The organism is Halomonas sp. B23F22_20 (assembly GCF_043496985.1).
Lineage (GTDB): Bacteria > Pseudomonadota > Gammaproteobacteria > Pseudomonadales > Halomonadaceae > Halomonas.
In genome coordinates, this window is the sequence record NZ_JBIEKH010000008.1 from 100,517 (window position 1) to 117,007 (window position 16,491).

Annotated in this window: 15 protein-coding genes; 3 read left to right on the top strand and 12 right to left on the bottom strand. The window is 66.3% G+C overall.

Going from position 1 to position 16,491, the window contains the following annotated elements:
• Nucleotides 1–29 precede the first annotated feature (29 nt).
• From pdxH to ACGTN6_RS08510, 7 genes are all read right to left on the bottom strand, one after another.
• Entirely contained in the window at nt 30–671 is a 642-nt protein-coding gene (pdxH, locus tag ACGTN6_RS08480; RefSeq protein ID WP_394590948.1) for a pyridoxamine 5'-phosphate oxidase, read from the bottom strand.
• Between the two features lie 207 nt (nt 672–878).
• Nucleotides 879–1,271, bottom strand: coding sequence for a DUF2069 domain-containing protein (locus tag ACGTN6_RS08485; protein ID WP_394590949.1), 393 nt, complete (start codon nt 1,269–1,271; stop codon nt 879–881).
• The gene (gene wrbA, locus ACGTN6_RS08490; RefSeq protein ID WP_394590950.1) at nt 1,268–1,888 is read right to left on the bottom strand and encodes an NAD(P)H:quinone oxidoreductase; all 621 of its coding nucleotides are present in this window, start codon (nt 1,886–1,888) and stop codon (nt 1,268–1,270) included. The genes ACGTN6_RS08485 and wrbA overlap by 4 nt, the downstream gene beginning before the upstream one ends.
• A 29-nt stretch (nt 1,889–1,917) precedes the next feature.
• Entirely contained in the window at nt 1,918–2,259 is a 342-nt protein-coding gene (arsC, locus tag ACGTN6_RS08495; protein WP_394590952.1) for an arsenate reductase (glutaredoxin), read from the bottom strand.
• Nucleotides 2,260–2,421: 162 nt separating this feature from the next.
• Nucleotides 2,422–2,847 (bottom strand): gamma-glutamylcyclotransferase family protein, encoded by a 426-nt coding sequence (locus tag ACGTN6_RS08500; protein ID WP_394590953.1) that lies wholly within the window; start codon nt 2,845–2,847, stop codon nt 2,422–2,424.
• Nucleotides 2,848–2,942: 95 nt separating this feature from the next.
• Entirely contained in the window at nt 2,943–4,247 is a 1,305-nt protein-coding gene (locus ACGTN6_RS08505; RefSeq protein ID WP_394590954.1) for a type II toxin-antitoxin system HipA family toxin, read from the bottom strand.
• A gap of 3 nt (nt 4,248–4,250) precedes the next feature.
• The gene (locus ACGTN6_RS08510; RefSeq protein WP_394590956.1) at nt 4,251–4,511 is read right to left on the bottom strand and encodes a helix-turn-helix domain-containing protein; all 261 of its coding nucleotides are present in this window, start codon (nt 4,509–4,511) and stop codon (nt 4,251–4,253) included.
• 156 nt (nt 4,512–4,667) lie between these two features.
• Here ACGTN6_RS08510 and smrA point away from each other — a divergent pair, with 156 nt between their 5' ends.
• The gene (gene smrA, locus ACGTN6_RS08515; RefSeq protein ID WP_394590958.1) at nt 4,668–5,258 is read left to right on the top strand and encodes a DNA endonuclease SmrA; all 591 of its coding nucleotides are present in this window, start codon (nt 4,668–4,670) and stop codon (nt 5,256–5,258) included.
• A gap of 233 nt (nt 5,259–5,491) precedes the next feature.
• On the opposite strand, the gene ACGTN6_RS08520 is transcribed toward smrA, so the two are convergent.
• The 4 genes from ACGTN6_RS08520 to metH form a co-directional block, all read right to left on the bottom strand.
• Nucleotides 5,492–6,010 (bottom strand): DUF934 domain-containing protein, encoded by a 519-nt coding sequence (locus ACGTN6_RS08520; RefSeq protein WP_394590959.1) that lies wholly within the window; start codon nt 6,008–6,010, stop codon nt 5,492–5,494.
• Nucleotides 6,003–7,655 (bottom strand): nitrite/sulfite reductase, encoded by a 1,653-nt coding sequence (locus tag ACGTN6_RS08525; protein ID WP_394590960.1) that lies wholly within the window; start codon nt 7,653–7,655, stop codon nt 6,003–6,005. Before ACGTN6_RS08525 ends, ACGTN6_RS08520 begins: the two co-directional genes overlap by 8 nt.
• A 140-nt stretch (nt 7,656–7,795) precedes the next feature.
• A complete protein-coding gene (locus ACGTN6_RS08530) occupies nt 7,796–9,124 on the bottom strand; it encodes an MATE family efflux transporter (protein WP_394590961.1) in 1,329 nt (442 codons plus the stop codon).
• 63 nt (nt 9,125–9,187) lie between these two features.
• Entirely contained in the window at nt 9,188–12,889 is a 3,702-nt protein-coding gene (gene metH / locus ACGTN6_RS08535; RefSeq protein ID WP_394590962.1) for a methionine synthase, read from the bottom strand.
• Between the two features lie 321 nt (nt 12,890–13,210).
• Here metH and nfuA point away from each other — a divergent pair, with 321 nt between their 5' ends.
• Nucleotides 13,211–13,801, top strand: a complete 591-nt coding sequence (gene nfuA, locus ACGTN6_RS08540) for a Fe-S biogenesis protein NfuA (RefSeq protein WP_183387289.1) — start codon at nt 13,211–13,213, stop codon at nt 13,799–13,801.
• Between the two features lie 40 nt (nt 13,802–13,841).
• On the opposite strand, the gene ACGTN6_RS08545 is transcribed toward nfuA, so the two are convergent.
• A complete protein-coding gene (locus ACGTN6_RS08545) occupies nt 13,842–14,894 on the bottom strand; it encodes a DNA-binding protein (protein ID WP_394590963.1) in 1,053 nt (350 codons plus the stop codon).
• Between the two features lie 421 nt (nt 14,895–15,315).
• On the opposite strand from ACGTN6_RS08545, the gene ACGTN6_RS08550 reads away from it, so the two are divergent.
• On the top strand, nt 15,316–16,464 hold the full coding sequence (locus ACGTN6_RS08550) for a tyrosine-type recombinase/integrase (protein ID WP_394591070.1): 1,149 nt from the start codon (nt 15,316–15,318) through the stop codon (nt 16,462–16,464).
• Nucleotides 16,465–16,491 lie beyond the last annotated feature (27 nt).

The window sequence follows — 16,491 nt, forward strand, 5'->3', positions numbered from 1 at the left end:
CCCCGCCTCGGCGGGGAACGCCAAGACCATCACGGTGCCAGGCGGAAGCGCTGCCAGTGGTCATCGCGGCGCTCGAAGCGGATGCGATCATGCAGACGGCTCGGCTGACCCTGCCAGAACTCGATCATCTCGGGGACGAGGCGATAGCCACCCCAATGCACGGGGCGCGGGATTTCTTGCCCTTCGTAGGCCTGCTCGAAGCGAGCCTCGCGCTCCTCGAGCCAGTTCCTGTCGGGAATCACCACGCTCTGGGTGGCGACCCAGGCACCCAGCTGGCTGGCGCGAGGGCGGCTGGCGAAGTAGGCGTCAGACTCCGTTTCCCCCACCTGCTCGACCGGCCCTTCCACGCGAACCTGTCGCGACAGCGACGGCCACCAGAAGACCAGGGCCGCATAAGGCACATTGGCCAGCTCGCTGCCCTTGTGGCTGTGGTAGTTGCTGTAGAAGACCAGGCCCTGTTCATCGGCGGCCTTGAGCAGTACCACTCGAGCATGGGGGCGTCCCTGGCTGTCGACAGTGGCCAGCGTCATGGCGTTGCCGTCTTCGCCTTCGGCGTCGAGCGCCAGGGCCAGCCAGTCGTCGAACAGCGCCAAGGGATGGTCGGGCAGCTGGGTCTCATCCAGGCGGCCGCCCTCGTAGTCGCGCCTGATGTCGGCGATATTGCGTGTCATGGTGTTCTCCTAGAATGTCCCCTCATGGTCGCCGGTTGCCGGTGAGAGCTCAACCGTTGGTGGGGATGCATGGGATTATCTTACGCCAGACGGGGGGTATTCCCTTGAGCTGGATCATCGCCGTTGCCCGGTCGGCGCCTCACGCCGACGGAGAGCCTGTAACGATCGCCTTGCGATGCCTCGCGGGACTGGGCTGAGCCCATGACCTCAGCTCACCTTGACCTGTCGGCTGCGAAAACGCGCATAGCCCATGCAACCGGTGAACAACGCTAGCGAGACCAGCGCCTCCAGGGCACCGCGCAGCCCCTCGCCGGGCAGGGTGGCGACCATGACCCCCTGGGCGAAGTAGAGCAGGCTGACGAAGGACAGCCAGGCATGGCCGCGGGCCCGGCGAGCCAGGATCGACGGCAGGAACAGCACCAGCGGCAGCACGAACGCGATCAGAGGTCCGACGGCACTGCCGTCGCTTTGCACCGCGACCCCGCGATAGAGCATCAGGGCGATCAGTACGGCATAGCTGACGATGACCAGGCGTCGCGATTCGGCCGTCAGGGTATCCAGCCCACGGCGAGCCTCGAGGTCTTCCAACCAGCGCCTCATGGGCGACCTCCGGTATGGGCCAGGCTCAGGGCCAGTCTGGCGATCCGCTGGCCTTGGGCATGGGCCAGCTGGCGCTCCGACTCGTCGAGCGGCCGATCGCTGCGCTTTCCGGCCAGATGGCTGGCGCCATAGGGGGTGCCGCCGGCCTGGGTCTCCATCAGCACAGTCTCGCTGTAGGGCAGCCCGGCATAGACCATGCCGTGGTGCAGCAGCGGCAGCAGCATGCTGATCAGGGTGGTTTCCTGGCCCCCGTGTAGGCTCGACGTGGACGTGAAGGCGGTGGCGGGTTTGTCCACCAGGGCGCCGCCCAGCCACAGCTCGCTGGTGGTATCGATGAAATGCTTGAGCGGGGCGGCCATGTTGCCGAAACGCGTGGGGCTTCCTAGCGCCAGGCCTGCGCAGTGGCGTAGGTCGTCGAGATCGGCGTAGATCGCGCCCTCCTCGGGGATCTCTGGATCCACCGCCTCGCAGGTCGGCGAGACCGGTGGCACGGTGCGCAGCCGTGCCTCGATGCCGCGGCAGGATTCGACCCCGGCGGCCAGGCGCTCGGCCATGGCCCGGGTGGCGCCGTGGCGCGAATAGTAGAGGATCAGTACATAAGGCAGGGAGGCAGTCATGTCACTTCCTGATACCGGGGCGGGAAAGCTCAGTCGAGCAGGGCGAGAATATCTTCCGGCGGGCGGCCGATGATCGCCCGGCTGCCGTCGTCGGCGATGGGACGCTGCATGATCTTGGGGTGGGCCACGATGGCATCCACCACCTGGTCGGGGTCGTCGGCATCGGCACCGAGGGCCTTCCACTCGGCCTCGCTGGAGCGCACCAGGGCTCGCGGCTCGGCCGTCAGGCGTGACAGCAGGGCGCGCAGCTCGGCACCGTCGAGGGGCGTGTCGAGATAGCGGCGAACCGTGACATCGACGCCGCGTTCCTCCAGCAGGGCCAAGGCCTGGCGCGACTTGGAACAGCGCGGATTATGGAGGAGGGTGATCATGGGCGGTCCTTGTTTTGCTGGTATGAACGCGGCTCATTGTAGGCCGCGGCATAACGCCCCCACAACCGTGCTGGTCAGGCCCACTGACACTGGGACAAGGGGGATGGAAATACTAAATTATACCGTTATCTTCTTGTGGCAACTAAGCTACGGCTCTCTCCGCTAATGTGATAGCAGTCGTCGGTAGACCCAGACATCATCGCCATCGGACAGCGTCACCCGTACCCGGCGATAACGCACGCCCAGCCGCTCGTAGCGATCGAGTCGGGCCAGTTCGTCGGCACTGACCGTCAGGCGCAAGCCATCCACTCGATCCCCAGGGCTCGGGGTCAGGTCGAGGCCGGTTCGCCGGTAGCCTTCCAACGTTGCCGCTGTCGGCTCTCCGGTGCGGCCATAGACCAACCAGCGTACCGGAGCATGGGTCAGGGTGCCGTAGACGAAGAGGGCATGCGGACCCTCGCCGATCGGTGCCAGGTGATCGGGCCGCTCATAGGTCCAGGGGCTGAGCAGCGTCAGCCATAGCCAGGCGGCGACCGCCAGCGGGGAGGCCAGCAACGGTAGGCCGATCAGCAGGCGCGGGGAGGGCATGGGCGTGGGCTCCGGGGCGGCATGACGCCGCCCATGCTGCCATACCCGGCGGTTCGCACGACAGCGCTGTTCGGTCCGACACGGCGACCCATTGCTCAGTCGAGGAATGCCGCCAATCCGGCGGCCTGACGGAGGACACCCTCGAAGATGGGCTCGCTGGTGGCGGTCGGGAAATCGCTGGGAAGGCGAGTCGCCAGATCGTTGACGACGCGTTCGGCGGCGCCGGCGATCTCGCCCATCAGCATGCTGACGCGCTCGGGGGAATAATCGACCTGTGTCGCGGTGGCGATGAAGTGACGTGGCGCCATTCTCGCCCATCGGTAGTGGCGGTTCTTGCCCTTCAATGCCATGGCCATCTTGGCCCGTTCAGGGGCCATGCTGCCTTGGCGCATCAGGGGATAGGCCGATATCACGTCATACATCGGCGTCATGCGATAGGCGCTTCCCGGCTCGAGGAACAGGCTGAAGTTCTTGGCATGTCCATCGATGGCGGCCAGGAGCCAGAAGAGGAGCTGTGCCTTGAAGAACCGGTCCCGGTCCAGGCCGGCCTGCTGGGAGCCGCGCAGCAGGCGCATGGCCTGCGCGATACCCGGGCCGCCATCGCTTTCATACTTCAGCGCCGGGGCGATCCCCAGTGCCTGGCAGAAGTCTTCCTGGGGCAGGCGCATCAGCCAGGAGCCGTCCCGCGACCAGCGCCGGTCGAAGCGCTCGACGACGAGCACTTCCTGGCCACCGAAGCGGGCGAGTTCGGTACGAGCCACCGGTAGTCCGAAGGCCTCCAGCAGGTGCAGGCATAGCCACTCGTTGGCGTTGCTCTGGCGCAGGTCGATGTTGCTGTGTTCCAGAAAACCGATCGGGAGCTTGAAGATGTGGCTGGTGGGCGTACTGCCGGTGGGGCGCTGCCATTGGCCCTGGTGCCAGAGCAGAGCCGTCTTTTCCTGGGCGCCAGCCAGCGAGATGCGGAAATCCTGACCCTCGGCCATGCCCAGAGGGGCGTCCTGGTAGCCGGATAGCAGCGCCTCTATGGCCCGCTCATCGAGCGGTGCGGCGGTGACGGCATGGACGTCGCCGGTCGCGGCGTCTTCGGGGTAGAGCTGTATCGCGCCGACGCAGTCGCGGCCGATGCTGGCCAGCAGGTCGAAGGGATGCCGCGTCGCTACCCGGAAGCGGGCCTGCATGCGGGCGCGTATCGCCTCCGAATCTGGCAGCAGATTGTCGAAGAAGTTGAAGACGACCTGGCCGCGATATGGTGCTGTGGTGAGGGGGAGCGACAGCGAAATAGCCCGGGCACCTGGCCGCTCGACCCATTCCGGCCGGTACTGGAATGTCATGGCGCCGGACCGCGCCATGCCCAGCGTGCCGATGTCGATACCATTCATCGCGACGGTGAGGTTCGCCATGGCCTACCACTCCTGGTCCCAGCGCGCCTCGCCGCCGGTTGCGTTCTCGGGCCGGTCGCGTTCGGTGACGTGCAGTTCCAGTTCGAGCGCCGACAGCAGCTTGAACAGCGTCTCGAGCCGGCTGCGCTCCGGGTGGTGTTCGAAGCCGGAGACGGTCGCCTGCTTGATGCCGATCTGCTCGGCGGTGGCCTGCTGCGTCAGGTGGCGACGCTTGCGCGCGTTTTTCAGCGAGTGCGCGAGCATCTCGGGTGAGGTGATTTTCATGATATCCCCTATAGAGGATAAAAGTGTGTTTATCCGCTATAGAGGATATTAGCACAATATCCTCTATAGCGGATATTATGGCGTCATCCCGACATGTGATGGCACTGAGCCATTTGCTAGGATGAGCGTTCTACCCAGCTGGCCAGGAGGTGTGCCATGACGGACCTTCACGACGATGCCGATTTCCAGGCCCTGATGGGCGACGTGAAACCCCTGTCGCGCGGCCAAGGCCGGGCGCATACCGGTCAGACCCGCCGCGTGCCTACCGAGGCGCAGATCGCCAAGCGCGAAAGCGCCGCCGGCGGCGACTCGGGTCGCGATATCCTCTCCGACGATTTCGTCGATCTGGTGCCGCCCTTCGATCCGCTCGATTTCCGTCGCGACGGCATCCAGCGCGGGGTAGCGGAGCGACTGCGCCAGGGCGGCTATCCGATGCAGGCCAGCCTGCACCTGCTGCGCCGCCCGGTGGAGGAGGCCCGCAAGGCGCTGCCGGCTTTCCTGCGCGAGGCCGTCGAGCACGACCTGCGCTCGGTGATGATCGTCCACGGCCGCGGGCGCGAGATCGATAGCCCCGCCAACGTGCTGCGCTCCTACCTGGCAAAGTGGCTGCCTGCCTTTGACGAGGTTCAGGCGTTCGCTTCGGCAACGCAGGCCGACGGTGGCTTGGGCGCCACCTGGGTGATGCTGCGCAAGAGCGAGCGGGCAAGGGCGGCCAATCGCGAGCGCCAGCAGAAGCGCCGGGGTTAGGCTCGGCAACGTGGCTGCGCTCCCGCCAATGTAAGTGGCGGCGTAGATCTTCTGCCGGTTCGACGCCTCGACGAATGGCGCCGTCAGGCGCCCAAGTATGCGCAGCGAGGCGGCGAAGTATCGTGCTGGAGGCCGGACCCGAGGCCTCGCAGGCTCAGCACCCGATCTTGTTTGCTGGAAACGACGAAGCCGGCCCTTGGGCCGGCTTCGTGCATTCTGGGGAGGCGATCGCGTCAGGCAACTTCGCCCTTGTGGGCCTCGCGCAGGCGGCGTCGGAATAGCGGTTCCGGGTCGTCGGTGCCGGGCTGGTAGCTACGGCTGAAGGTGCTCAGAGCGTTGAGGGCGTCCTCGACGACCTGGTCCTCGCGCAGCGAGAAGGCGTCGAAGCCGCAGCGCGACATGTAGAACAGCTGGTCGATCAGCACGTCGCCGATGGCGCGGATCTGGCCCTTGTAGCCGTGCCGCTCGCGCAGCAGGCGGGCGATGCTGTAGCCGCGGCCGTCGGTGAACTTCGGGAAGTCGATGGCCACCAGCGGGGCGGCTTCAAGTTCACGCGCCAGTTCAGCGGTCATCTCGGTGTCGCTGGGCAGCCAGGGCGCGACGTCGTCGCCCTTGGCCGATGCCTGCCAGTCGGCAAGCGGCAGCAGGGCCGGCTGGCCCTCGGGACGCTGAGCGGCATCCTCGCAGAGGACCCACTCATCGGTCACGACGCGCCGGTCGACGATCAGGGGGCGGGAAATCTGCTCAGGCATAGACACGCTCCTTGAAGGGTTTGAGGCCGATGCGGCGGTAGGTGTCGAGGAAGGTCTCGTCGGGGGTGCGCTCGCCGACGTAGACCTGCAGCAGCTTGTCGATCACGCCCGGCACGTCCTCGCGATAGAAGGAGGGGCCGAGGATCTTGCCAAGCGAGGACGCATTGCCCTGGCTGCCGCCCAGCGAGATCTGATAGTACTCCTCGCCCTTCTTGTCGACGCCCAGGATCCCGATGTTGCCGACGTGGTGGTGTCCGCAGGCATTCATGCAGCCGGAGATGTTGAGCTCCAGCGGGCCCAGGTCGTAGAGGAAGTCGAGGTCCTCGAAGCGCTCCTGGATGGCATGGGCGACCGGGATCGACTTGGCGTTGGCCAGGCCGCAGTAGTCGCCACCGGGGCAGCAGATCAGATCGGCCAGGGTGCCCACGGTGGGATTGGCCAGGCCCAGCTCGTCGAGACGCTGCCAGAGCTCCTCGATGTGGTCTACCGGCACATCGGTCAGCACCAGGTTCTGCTCGTGGGTCACGCGCAGCTCGCCGTAGCTGAACTCGTCGGCCAGGTCGGCGATGGCGCCCATCTGCTCGGAGGTGACGTCGCCCGGCGAGTGCTCGCGACGCTTCAGCGACAGGGTCACGGCCTTGTAGCCAGCAACCTTGTGGTCGGTGACGTTGTTGGTCACGAAGCGGGCGAAGGCGCGGTTGTCGGCGCGCAATGCCTCATAGGCCTCGATCGCCTCGGCACCGATCTCGCGACGCTCGGGGTCGACGAAGTGCTCGGTCACGGCGGCCACGGCCTCGTCGGTGAGGGTCTGGGGGCCATCCTTGAGATGCGCCCACTCTTCCTCGACGCGGCGACGGAACTCGTCGACGCCCAGCGCCTTGACCAGGATCTTGATGCGCGCCTTGAACTTGTTGTCGCGGCGGCCAAACTGGTTGTAGACCCGCAGGATCGCCTCGAGATAGGTCAGCAGGTGCTGCCAGGGAAGGTCCTCGCAGACCACGCTGCCGATCATCGGCGTACGGCCCAGGCCACCGCCGGCCAGCACGCTGACGCGCACCTCGCCAGCATCGTCGCGCCAGAAGCGCAGGCCCACGTCGTGAACCTGGATCGCCGCACGATCGTCCTCGGCGCCGGTCACCGCGATCTTGAACTTGCGCGGCAGGTAGGCGAATTCGGGGTGGAAGGTGGACCACTGACGAATCAGCTCGCACCAGGGCCGCGGGTCGACCTGTTCGTCGGCGGCGATGCCGGAGAACTGGTCGGTGGAGGTGTTGCGGATGTCGTTGCCGCTGGTCTGGATGGCGTGCATCTGCACGCTGGCCAGATCGGCCAGGATGTCGGGAACATCCTCGAGCTTCGGCCAGTTCAACTGCAGATTGGTACGCGTGGTGAAGTGACCGTAGCCGCGGTCGTAGCGGGCAGCGATCTCTCCCAACTTGCGCAGCTGGTAGGAGGCCAGCATGCCGTAGGGAATGGCGATGCGCAGCATCGGCGCATAGCGCTGGATATAAAGACCGTTCTGCACGCGCAGCGGCAGAAATTCCTCGTCGCTGATCTTGCCCTCGAGGTAGCGACGCATCTGGTCGCGGAACTGGGCGACGCGTTCGTCGACCAGGGTCTGGTCATGGGTGTCGTAGCGATACATTCAGCGCTTACCTGCAACAGGAGAGTGGTGAAGCTTGGCGACTACCTTAACGGGCCGCAATTATTCTATAAAAGAATAAATCTTCATAGTTTATATTCGAAATGGAATGAGGCTGGGCGTTCGCGCATGATCTTTCCGCCTCACACCGCGAGCCGCTGCCAGCCGCGGCGCTGCCAGATCAGCATGAAGCCGGCGGAATTCAGGCAGCGATACCCGAGCTGGACCCACCAGATACCGAGCAGGCCGGCGTCCTGGTAAACGCCGACCCACCAGGCCAGCGGCAGGAAGACCAGCCACTGCAGCGTCAGGGTGGTGGTCATCACCGTACGCTGCGCGCCGGCGCCCAGCAGCGCTTGAGCGAATACCAGGGCCGCAGCGTCGAGCACGATCATGGCCGCCGTCAACTGCAGTGGCAGGCGACCCAGGTCAATCAGTTGCGCGTCGTGGAGGAACAGCCCCAGCACGGCGTCGGGGAACAGCACCATCGGCAGCGCGATCAGCGCCAGGCACGGCCAGGCCAGGCGCACCACATCCCAGCCCCAGCGATGGGCGTCCAGATGATCCTGGCGTCCCAGCGACTGTCCGACCAGGCTCATCGCCGCCATGCCCATGCCGACGCCGGGCAGGATCAGCAGCAGCGAGAGATTCACCAGCACGTGGCCGACCGCCACGCTGGCGGTACCGATCTGTCCCAGGATCCAGAACAGCACCGCATAGCCGGCGGCGAACCAGATCTGCTGGAAGGAGTGCGGTACGGCCAGGCGCAAGGTGGTGGCGAAGGTCACTGCGCAGGGGCGACGCGTCAGGAAACCGCTGCTGCGTGCCTGGCGCAGGCTGTGCAGTGCCCACAGCGCGAGGCCGGCGAACAGCGACAGGGTGGTGCCGGCGCCGGCGCCGGCCGCGCCCATGGCGGGCAGGCCGGCGAGCCCGAAGATCAGCCCGATGCTGGTGACCACGTTGATCAGGTGCATGACCAGGATGATGCGCAGGTAGAGGCCGGTCTGCTGGATGCCGTTCCAGTAGCCGCGGAAGCACAGGATCATGGCCACCGGCACAAGCGAGATGACTCGCCACTGGAAATAGCCGACCGCCTCGGCGTTCACCGCCGGGTCCTGGTTGATCAGCGCCAGCAGGGCCGGTGCCTGCCACAGGCACAGCAGCGTCAACGGGCCGGCCACGGTCAGCGCGATCAAGAGACCGGCGTTGAGCGACACGGCGCGGTTCTCCCAGTCCTGCTCGCCATGACGGCGCGCCGCCTGGGCCTGGACGCCGGATGACAGCCCGAACACGACCGCGGTGATCAGGAAGATGGCATAGCCGCCGATCCCCACGGCGGCCAGCGGGACCTCGCCGAGGGAGCCTACCAGGGCGGCATCGACGAGATTGAGCAGGCTCTGGGTGAGCATGCCGCCGATGATCGGCAGGGCGAGGCGCAGGATGGTCTGGCGACGTGAGGACTCAGGCAGCATGCCGGCTTCCAGCGATGATGAAGCCGGGCCCGTCAAGCGGGCCCGGGGCGAGAGCGGCCACGATCAGCTCGGGTCGTAGGACAGCACCGGCGACAGCCAGCGCTCCAGCTCGGCCAGCGTCATGCCCTTGCGGCTGGCCAGCGCCTCGACCTGGTCGCGGGTGATCTTGCCGGTCGAGAAGTACTTCGACTGGGGATGGGCGAAGTACCAGCCGGAGACCGCGGCGGCGGGCCACATGGCGAAGCTGTCGGTGAGTTCGAGGCCGGTGTTGGCCTCGGCATCGAGCAGCCGGAACAGGGTGGCTTTCTCGGTGTGGTCGGGGCAGGCCGGATAGCCCGGTGCCGGGCGGATGCCGCGATACTTCTCGGCGATCAGCGCCTCGTTGTCGAGGGTCTCGTCGGCGGCATAGCCCCAGAATTCCTTGCGCACCCGCTCGTGCATATGCTCGGCGAAGGCTTCGGCCAGGCGGTCGGCCAGTGCCTGGACCATGATGGCGTTGTAGTCGTCGCCGGCCGCCTTGTAGCGGTTGGCGAGTTCCTCGACGCCATGACCGGTGGTGACGGCAAAGCCGCCGATCCAGTCGGGTTTGCCCGAATCCTTGGGGGCGATGAAGTCGGCCAGGCTGTAGCAGACGCCCTCACGGTTCTTGGTGGTCTGCTGGCGGATGTGATGCAGCCGCTCGATCACCGTAGTGCGCGACTCGTCGGCATAGACCTCGACGACATCGTCATCGATGACATTGGCCGGCCACTGACCGATCACCCCGCGGGCCTGGACGAGATGCTCGTCGATCAGCTTGGCGAGCATCGCCTTGGCGTCGGCGAACAGGCTCCTGGCCGCCTCGCCGACCACCTCGTCGTCGAGGATCTTCGGATACTTGCCGGCCAGCTCCCAGCTCATGAAGAACGGCGTCCAGTCGATGCGCTCGACCAGCGTGCTCAGGTCGTAGTCGTCGAACACCTTGAGGCCGGTGAAGCATGGCGCCGGCGGCGTATAGTCGCTCCAGTCGTAGACCGGCTTTCGCGCACGGGCCTCGGCGTAGGACAGATCCGCCGCCTTGGGGCGGCGCTTGGCGTTGCGCTCGCGGACCTTCTCGTACTCGGCGCGGATCTCGGCCACGTACGCCGGCTTCTGGGCGGGCGACAGCAGCTTGCCCGCCACGCCCACGGCCCGGGAGGCGTCGGTGACGTAGATCACCGGATGCTCGTAGCCCGGCTCGATCTTCACCGCGGTGTGGGCCTTGGAGGTAGTGGCGCCGCCGATCAGCAGCGGGAGCTCGAAGCCCTGGCGCTGCATCTCCTTGGCGACGTGGACCATCTCGTCCAGCGACGGGGTGATCAGCCCGGAGAGCCCGATGATGTCGGCGTTCTCTTCGCGGGCGGTTTGCAGGATCTTCTCCGCCGGGACCATCACGCCGAGGTCGATGACCTCGTAGTTGTTGCACTGCAGGACCACGCCGACGATGTTCTTGCCGATGTCGTGGACATCGCCCTTGACCGTGGCCATGACGATCTTGCCCTTGGCCTGGGTGTCGGCGCTCTTCTCGGCCTCGATGTAGGGGATCAGGTAGGCCACGGCCTGCTTCATGACCCGCGCGGACTTGACCACCTGGGGCAGGAACATCTTGCCGGCGCCGAACAGGTCGCCGACCACGTTCATGCCGTCCATCAGCGGCCCCTCGATCACCTCGATGGGGCGCGTGGCCCGCTGACGCGCGAGCTCGGTGTCTTCCTCGATGTAGGCGGTGATGCCCTTGACCAGGGCGTGCTCGATGCGCTTCTCGACCTCCCAGCTGCGCCACTCGAGGTCTTCCTTCTTGGCGCCGCCGGAGCCGTCACCCTTGTACTCGTCGGCGATCTCCAGCAGCCGTTCGGTGCTGTCGCTGCGGCGGTTGAGCACCACGTCCTCGACCGCCTCGCGCAGCGCCTCGGGCAGGTCATCGTAGACCGCCAGCTGGCCGGCGTTGACGATGCCCATGGTCAGCCCGGCGCGGATGGCGTGGTAGAGGAACACCGAGTGGATCGCCTCGCGTACCGGGTTGTTGCCGCGGAACGAGAAGGACACGTTCGACACCCCGCCGGAGACCATGGCGTGGGGCAGGTGCTCGCGAATCCAGCGGGTGGCCTCGATGAAGTCGACGGCGTAGTTGTCGTGCTCCTCGATGCCGGTGGCGATGGCGAAGATGTTGGGGTCGAAGATGATGTCTTCGGCGGGGAAGCCGATCTCGTCGACCAGCAGGCGATAGGCGCGCTGGCAGATCTCGGTCTTGCGCGCGAAGGTGTCGGCCTGGCCCTGTTCGTCGAAGGCCATCACCACCACGGCGGCACCATAACGCATGCACTTGGTGGCCTGCTCGCGGAAGGCATCCTCGCCTTCCTTCATCGAGATCGAGTTGACCACCGCCTTGCCCTGGATGCACTTGAGGCCGGCCTCGACGATCTCCCACTTGGAGGAGTCGACCATGATCGGCACTCGGGCGATGTCGGGTTCGCCGGCGATCAGGTTGAGGAAGCGCACCATCGCCTCCTCGGACTCCAGCATGCCCTCGTCCATGTTGACGTCGATGACCTGGGCGCCGTTCTCGACTTGCTCCAGGGCCACCTCCAGGGCGGTGGTGTAGTCCTCTTCCTTGATCAATCGCTTGAAGCGTGCCGAGCCGGTGACGTTGGTGCGCTCGCCGACGTTCACGAACAGCGAGTCGTGGGCGATGTTGAACGGCTCGAGGCCGGACAGCCGACAGGACAGCGGGCGCTCGGGCACCTCGCGGGGTGCGGTATCCCGGATCGCGCGATGAATGGCGGCGATATGCTCCGGGGTGGAGCCGCAGCAGCCGCCGATGATATTGACCAGGCCGCTCTCGGCGAACTCGGCAACGATGGCGGCCATTTCCTCCGGCGTCTGGTCGTACTCGCCGAACTCATTGGGCAGCCCGGCATTGGGGTGCGCCGAGACGAAGGTGTCGGCCTTGTCGGAGAGCTCCTGCAGGTAGGGGCGCAGCTCCTCGGCGCCCAGGGCGCAGTTGAGACCCACGGAGAGCGGCTTGGCGTGGCGGATCGAATTCCAGAACGCCTCGGTGGTCTGGCCGGACAGGGTGCGGCCGGAGGCGTCGGTGATGGTGCCGGAAATCATTACCGGCAGGCGTTCGCCGCGCTCCTCGAACAGCTCTTCCAGGGCGTAGATGGCGGCCTTGGCGTTCAGGGTATCGAAGATGGTCTCGATCAGGATCAGATCGCTGCCGCCCTCGATCAGCGCCTCGGCGGCCTCGCGATAGTTGTCGCGCAGCGCATCGAAGGTGACGTTGCGCTTGGCCGGGTCGTTGACGTCCGGCGACAGCGAAGCGGTACGCGAGGTCGGGCCCAGCACGCCGGCCACATAGCGCGGCACGCCGGTTTCCTCGGCCACGGCGTCGCAGACCGCGCGGGCCAGGCGGGCCGACTCGCGGTTGAGCTCGGCCACCAGCGCTTCCATGCCGTAGTCGGCCTGGGACAGCTGTGTGCTGTTGAAGGTGTTGGTCTCGACGATGTCGGCGCCGGCTTCCAGGTAGTCGCGATGGATGCGCGTCACCAGGTCCGGGCAGGTCAGCGCCAGCAGGTCGTTGTTGCCCTTCAGGTCGGTGGGCCAGTCGGCGAACCGCTCCCCGCGGAACTCTTCCTCCGACAACGCGGCGTTCTGCAGCATGGTGCCCATACCGCCGTCGAGCATCAGGATGCGCTGGCGGAGGCTGTCGGAGAGGGTGGCGGTCAGGGGAGTCGGAACGGCGGCCATGGGTCGGGTCAATCTCCAGCGTAAGGGCATCGGGGCACGACGACGGCGCGATGTTATGGGAATGGGGCGTCCGTCGAGAATCGGCACGGGGCCGGATAGGCGCCACATCTTAGCAAAAGCCACGGCGCCGGGGCAGGGGCCGCAGAGAGGAGCTTGCTTCATGGTGCCGAGGGGCATGGCAAGTGGTGCGTGGTGAGTGGTGCGTGGTGTGGCTAAAACCGAGTGTGGCGGTCGGGATTGTCAGGGTTCGGGCAGTCGCTTACCATGGTGAAAGACCCTCATCCCGGCTCGACCGTGCCGGGCTCGACCAGCGAGAGAGCAATGAGCGAGAGCATCCAGATCACCGACAGCGCCCAGGACTACCTTGCCGAACTGCTGGCCAAGCAGAACGTCGAGGGCATCGCTGTGCGCATCTTCATCACCCAGCCCGGTACTCCCTACGCCGAGACCTGCCTGGCCTACTGCCGGCCAGGCGAGGAAGAGCCCAGCGATGAGCGCCTGGAGCTCGACAAGATCGCCGTCTATCTGGACACCAACAGCATTCCCTTCCTGGAAGAGGCCGTAGTCGACTTCAATGCTGATCGCATGGGTGGCCAGCTGACCATCAAGGCGCCCAACGCCAAGATGCCCAAGGTCAACGCGGACAGTCCCTTGGCCGATCGCGTCAACTACGTGCTCTACAGCGAGATCAACCCTGGGCTCGCAGCTCACGGCGGCGAGATCAAGCTGGTCGAGCTGACCGACGAGCAGGTCGCAGTGCTGGCGTTCGGGGGCGGCTGCCAAGGCTGTGCCGCCGTCGACCTGACTCTCAAGGAGGGCGTCGAGAAGACGCTGCTGGAGCGGATCCCTGAGCTGGCCGGCATCCGCGACGTGACCGACCACACGGACACTACCAACGCCTACTATCAGTAAGCACTGACCGTCGGCGCGCGGGAGGCGTGCCAGCCAAGTCCTAGACGTCTTCCCGCTGCTCGGGCCCCGCATCGTCGGGGCCCGAGGCGTTTTCGGCCGCGGCCTCGAGCCGGGCCTGACTCTCCTGCATCTTCTCCAGCGATGACCATAGTCGCGCCTCGAGCTGTTTCTCCAATCCCTCCACGCGGGCCTGGCGGCTGGCGAGGGCTGCCTGGAGATCTTCCAGCCTGGCGCCCAGGCGGATGCGCTCTTCGTCAAGATTGACCCGGGCGGTCTCGACCTCGCGACGGGCCTGCTGCTCGGCGCGCCGCTTCTTCTCTTCTTCTTTCAGGGCTTCCTGCAGCGCCTGCTGCTCTGCCTTGGCGGCTTCGAGTCGCTTCTCCAGGCGTTCGCAGCGCGTGACGTGGGCTTTGTCTGCAGCCTGACGCTCCTGGCGGGCCTCGTCGAGCAGCCCCATGAGCCTCGCTTCGGCGGCTTCGTGGCGCTGCTCTTCCTGATTCAGCCGCGCCTGGTGCGCGGCTTCAGTTTCTTCCTTTTCCTGGCGATGAGCCTGGGCCTGGCGTTCGATCTCACGCTGCAGCTCGTCCACTCGTGCTTCGAGACGCTGACAGGCCTGCCGCTGGCGAGCCTCATTGGCCTGCAGGTTGTCGTGGTCAGCCTGCAGGCGAGCCAGCTCGGCGGTTTGCTCGGTCAGTCGTTCCTCGGTGCGCGTCAAGTGCGCGGACAGGGCGGTTTCTCGCTGCTCGGCATCCTCGGCTCGACGCTCGGCGGCGGTGACGCTCTCCTGCGCCTCGTCCACCTTGTCGTCGGCCTCGCGGCGATAGTGGGCCAGCGCTTCGTTGGCGCTTTCCTGGGCCTGCTGCCACAGCGACTCGGCGAGCTCCTGCAGGGCGGCCGGCATGCCGCGCGGCGGCGGCACGTCGCGATTCTCCTCGCGGCGCTTGCGCCATTCGCGCAGGTGCTCGCTGATGGTGGTGAAGCTGCCGGTTCCGAGCGACTCGCGAATCCGCTGCACGCTGGGCGACTGCCCGGCGGCCATCAACTCGTCGATCGCCCGCTGTACGTCTTCGAAGCGTACGCCGCTGCGTGCCATGCCGTTCTCCTCGTTTGGTGACCCCGCCGTAGGGCATCTGGAGTCGCACTATACCCGTCAGGGGCGCCGGAATAAAGATAATTACATTAAACGTAATACGTAATTTACGTTATGATATTGTGAGGGTAATCAAGATTACGCGGCTTATCTTGATTATTTGTGGCGTAACGCCGATACTGCTGCCCGATGGGGCAGGTGATTGAATTCAAAGGGCGAAATGGTAGGCGCAAGGGCGAGCAGAGGCCTGTTTTCTGCTACCGACAACGGCTCAGCCGCCGATGGGGAGGCATCAACGGCCGTGGCATGGGGCGATGAAAGAGATGACACAGGACGGAGATGAAAAGGAGGGCAGGGAGTGCAGGAAGAACAGGGCGCGCTGACGCTCCGGGCGGCGGCGCTGGATGAGGCGATAGGTCAGGTACTGGATGACAGTGAGCTGTCGGCGCACCAGGTGGTACCACCAGCCGCCGGGCGCGCCCAGATCGCGGCGATCAGCGATGCCGAGGCGGTGGCGCAGTGGCTCGGCGAGTATCGTGCCAGCCCGAATACCCAGCGGGCCTATCGGCGTGAGGCGGAGCGACTGCTGCTGTGGCTTGGCGATCGTCAGCTGACGCTTAGCCAGGTGCGCCGCGACCATCTGGACGCCTTCGAGGCCTTTCTGGCCGACCCTCAGCCTCGTGAGCGCTGGATCGGGCCGACCCGGCCGCGCCAGGACCCGCGCTGGCGGCCGTTTCGCGGTCCGCTGTCGCCCGCCAGCCGCCGGCAGTGTCTGGTGATCCTGCAGGGGCTCTTCGCCTGGCTGGTGGAGGCGGGCTGGGTTGCCCACAACCCGTTTCGCCTGATGCGCGACAAGCGCCGCCGCCTGGACAATCGCCAGGGCAGGGTGGAGCGCTACCTGGAGAAGCCACTGTGGGACTGGCTATGGCAGTGGCTGAACGAGGTGCCGGGCGAGGATGCCGCGCCGCGGGTTCGCTTCGAGCACGAGCGCCGGCGCTTCGTCTTTGGCTTTGCCTACCTGCTTGCGCCGCGGATCGGTGAGATGGCCGCGGCCAGAATGAACGACTTCCATCGCCGCGAGGGGCGCTGGTGGTGGCACACGGTGGGCAAGGGCGGCAAGGCGGCGAGCATCCCCGTGCCGCCGGACATGCTGCGGCTGCTGGGAGAGTGGCGGACCTCGCTGGACTTGTCGTCGCAGCCGCGTCCGGACGAGGTGGCTCCGCTGCTGCGCGGGCTGGATGGCCGCCGCGGCATCGGCGAGAACCGTCTCTACCGCCTGGTGCGCGGCACCTTCGCAGACGCCGCCGATGCCCTGTCGGCACGGCAGGGAGAGGAGGGCGTCCGCGAAGTCGCCTTGCTGCGCCGGGCCACACCGCACTGGCTGCGCCATACCGCGCTGACCCACCAGGCCCAGGCCGGCGTCGAGCTGCGCTATCTGGCCGAGACGGCTCGCCACTCGCGGCTCGATACCACTGCCCGCTACCTGCACGCCGAGGATGCCGAATGGCATCGCCAGCAATCGCGCCATAGCCTGTCGCCAGGGGCGGACGACGACGGTGATCAAGCGGTATAATGGCACCAACAGCAGTGAGGAGTTTGC

Coding starts and splice junctions, on each gene's coding strand:
- pdxH (WP_394590948.1), bottom strand. CDS start 671: ATGACACGCAATATCGCCGACATCAGGCGCGACTACGAGGGCGGCCGC.
- ACGTN6_RS08485 (WP_394590949.1), bottom strand. CDS start 1,271: ATGAGGCGCTGGTTGGAAGACCTCGAGGCTCGCCGTGGGCTGGATACC.
- wrbA (WP_394590950.1), bottom strand. CDS start 1,888: ATGACTGCCTCCCTGCCTTATGTACTGATCCTCTACTATTCGCGCCAC.
- arsC (WP_394590952.1), bottom strand. CDS start 2,259: ATGATCACCCTCCTCCATAATCCGCGCTGTTCCAAGTCGCGCCAGGCC.
- ACGTN6_RS08500 (WP_394590953.1), bottom strand. CDS start 2,847: ATGCCCTCCCCGCGCCTGCTGATCGGCCTACCGTTGCTGGCCTCCCCG.
- ACGTN6_RS08505 (WP_394590954.1), bottom strand. CDS start 4,247: ATGGCGAACCTCACCGTCGCGATGAATGGTATCGACATCGGCACGCTG.
- ACGTN6_RS08510 (WP_394590956.1), bottom strand. CDS start 4,511: ATGAAAATCACCTCACCCGAGATGCTCGCGCACTCGCTGAAAAACGCG.
- smrA (WP_394590958.1), top strand. CDS start 4,668: ATGACGGACCTTCACGACGATGCCGATTTCCAGGCCCTGATGGGCGAC.
- ACGTN6_RS08520 (WP_394590959.1), bottom strand. CDS start 6,010: ATGCCTGAGCAGATTTCCCGCCCCCTGATCGTCGACCGGCGCGTCGTG.
- ACGTN6_RS08525 (WP_394590960.1), bottom strand. CDS start 7,655: ATGTATCGCTACGACACCCATGACCAGACCCTGGTCGACGAACGCGTC.
- ACGTN6_RS08530 (WP_394590961.1), bottom strand. CDS start 9,124: ATGCTGCCTGAGTCCTCACGTCGCCAGACCATCCTGCGCCTCGCCCTG.
- metH (WP_394590962.1), bottom strand. CDS start 12,889: ATGGCCGCCGTTCCGACTCCCCTGACCGCCACCCTCTCCGACAGCCTC.
- nfuA (WP_183387289.1), top strand. CDS start 13,211: ATGAGCGAGAGCATCCAGATCACCGACAGCGCCCAGGACTACCTTGCC.
- ACGTN6_RS08545 (WP_394590963.1), bottom strand. CDS start 14,894: ATGGCACGCAGCGGCGTACGCTTCGAAGACGTACAGCGGGCGATCGAC.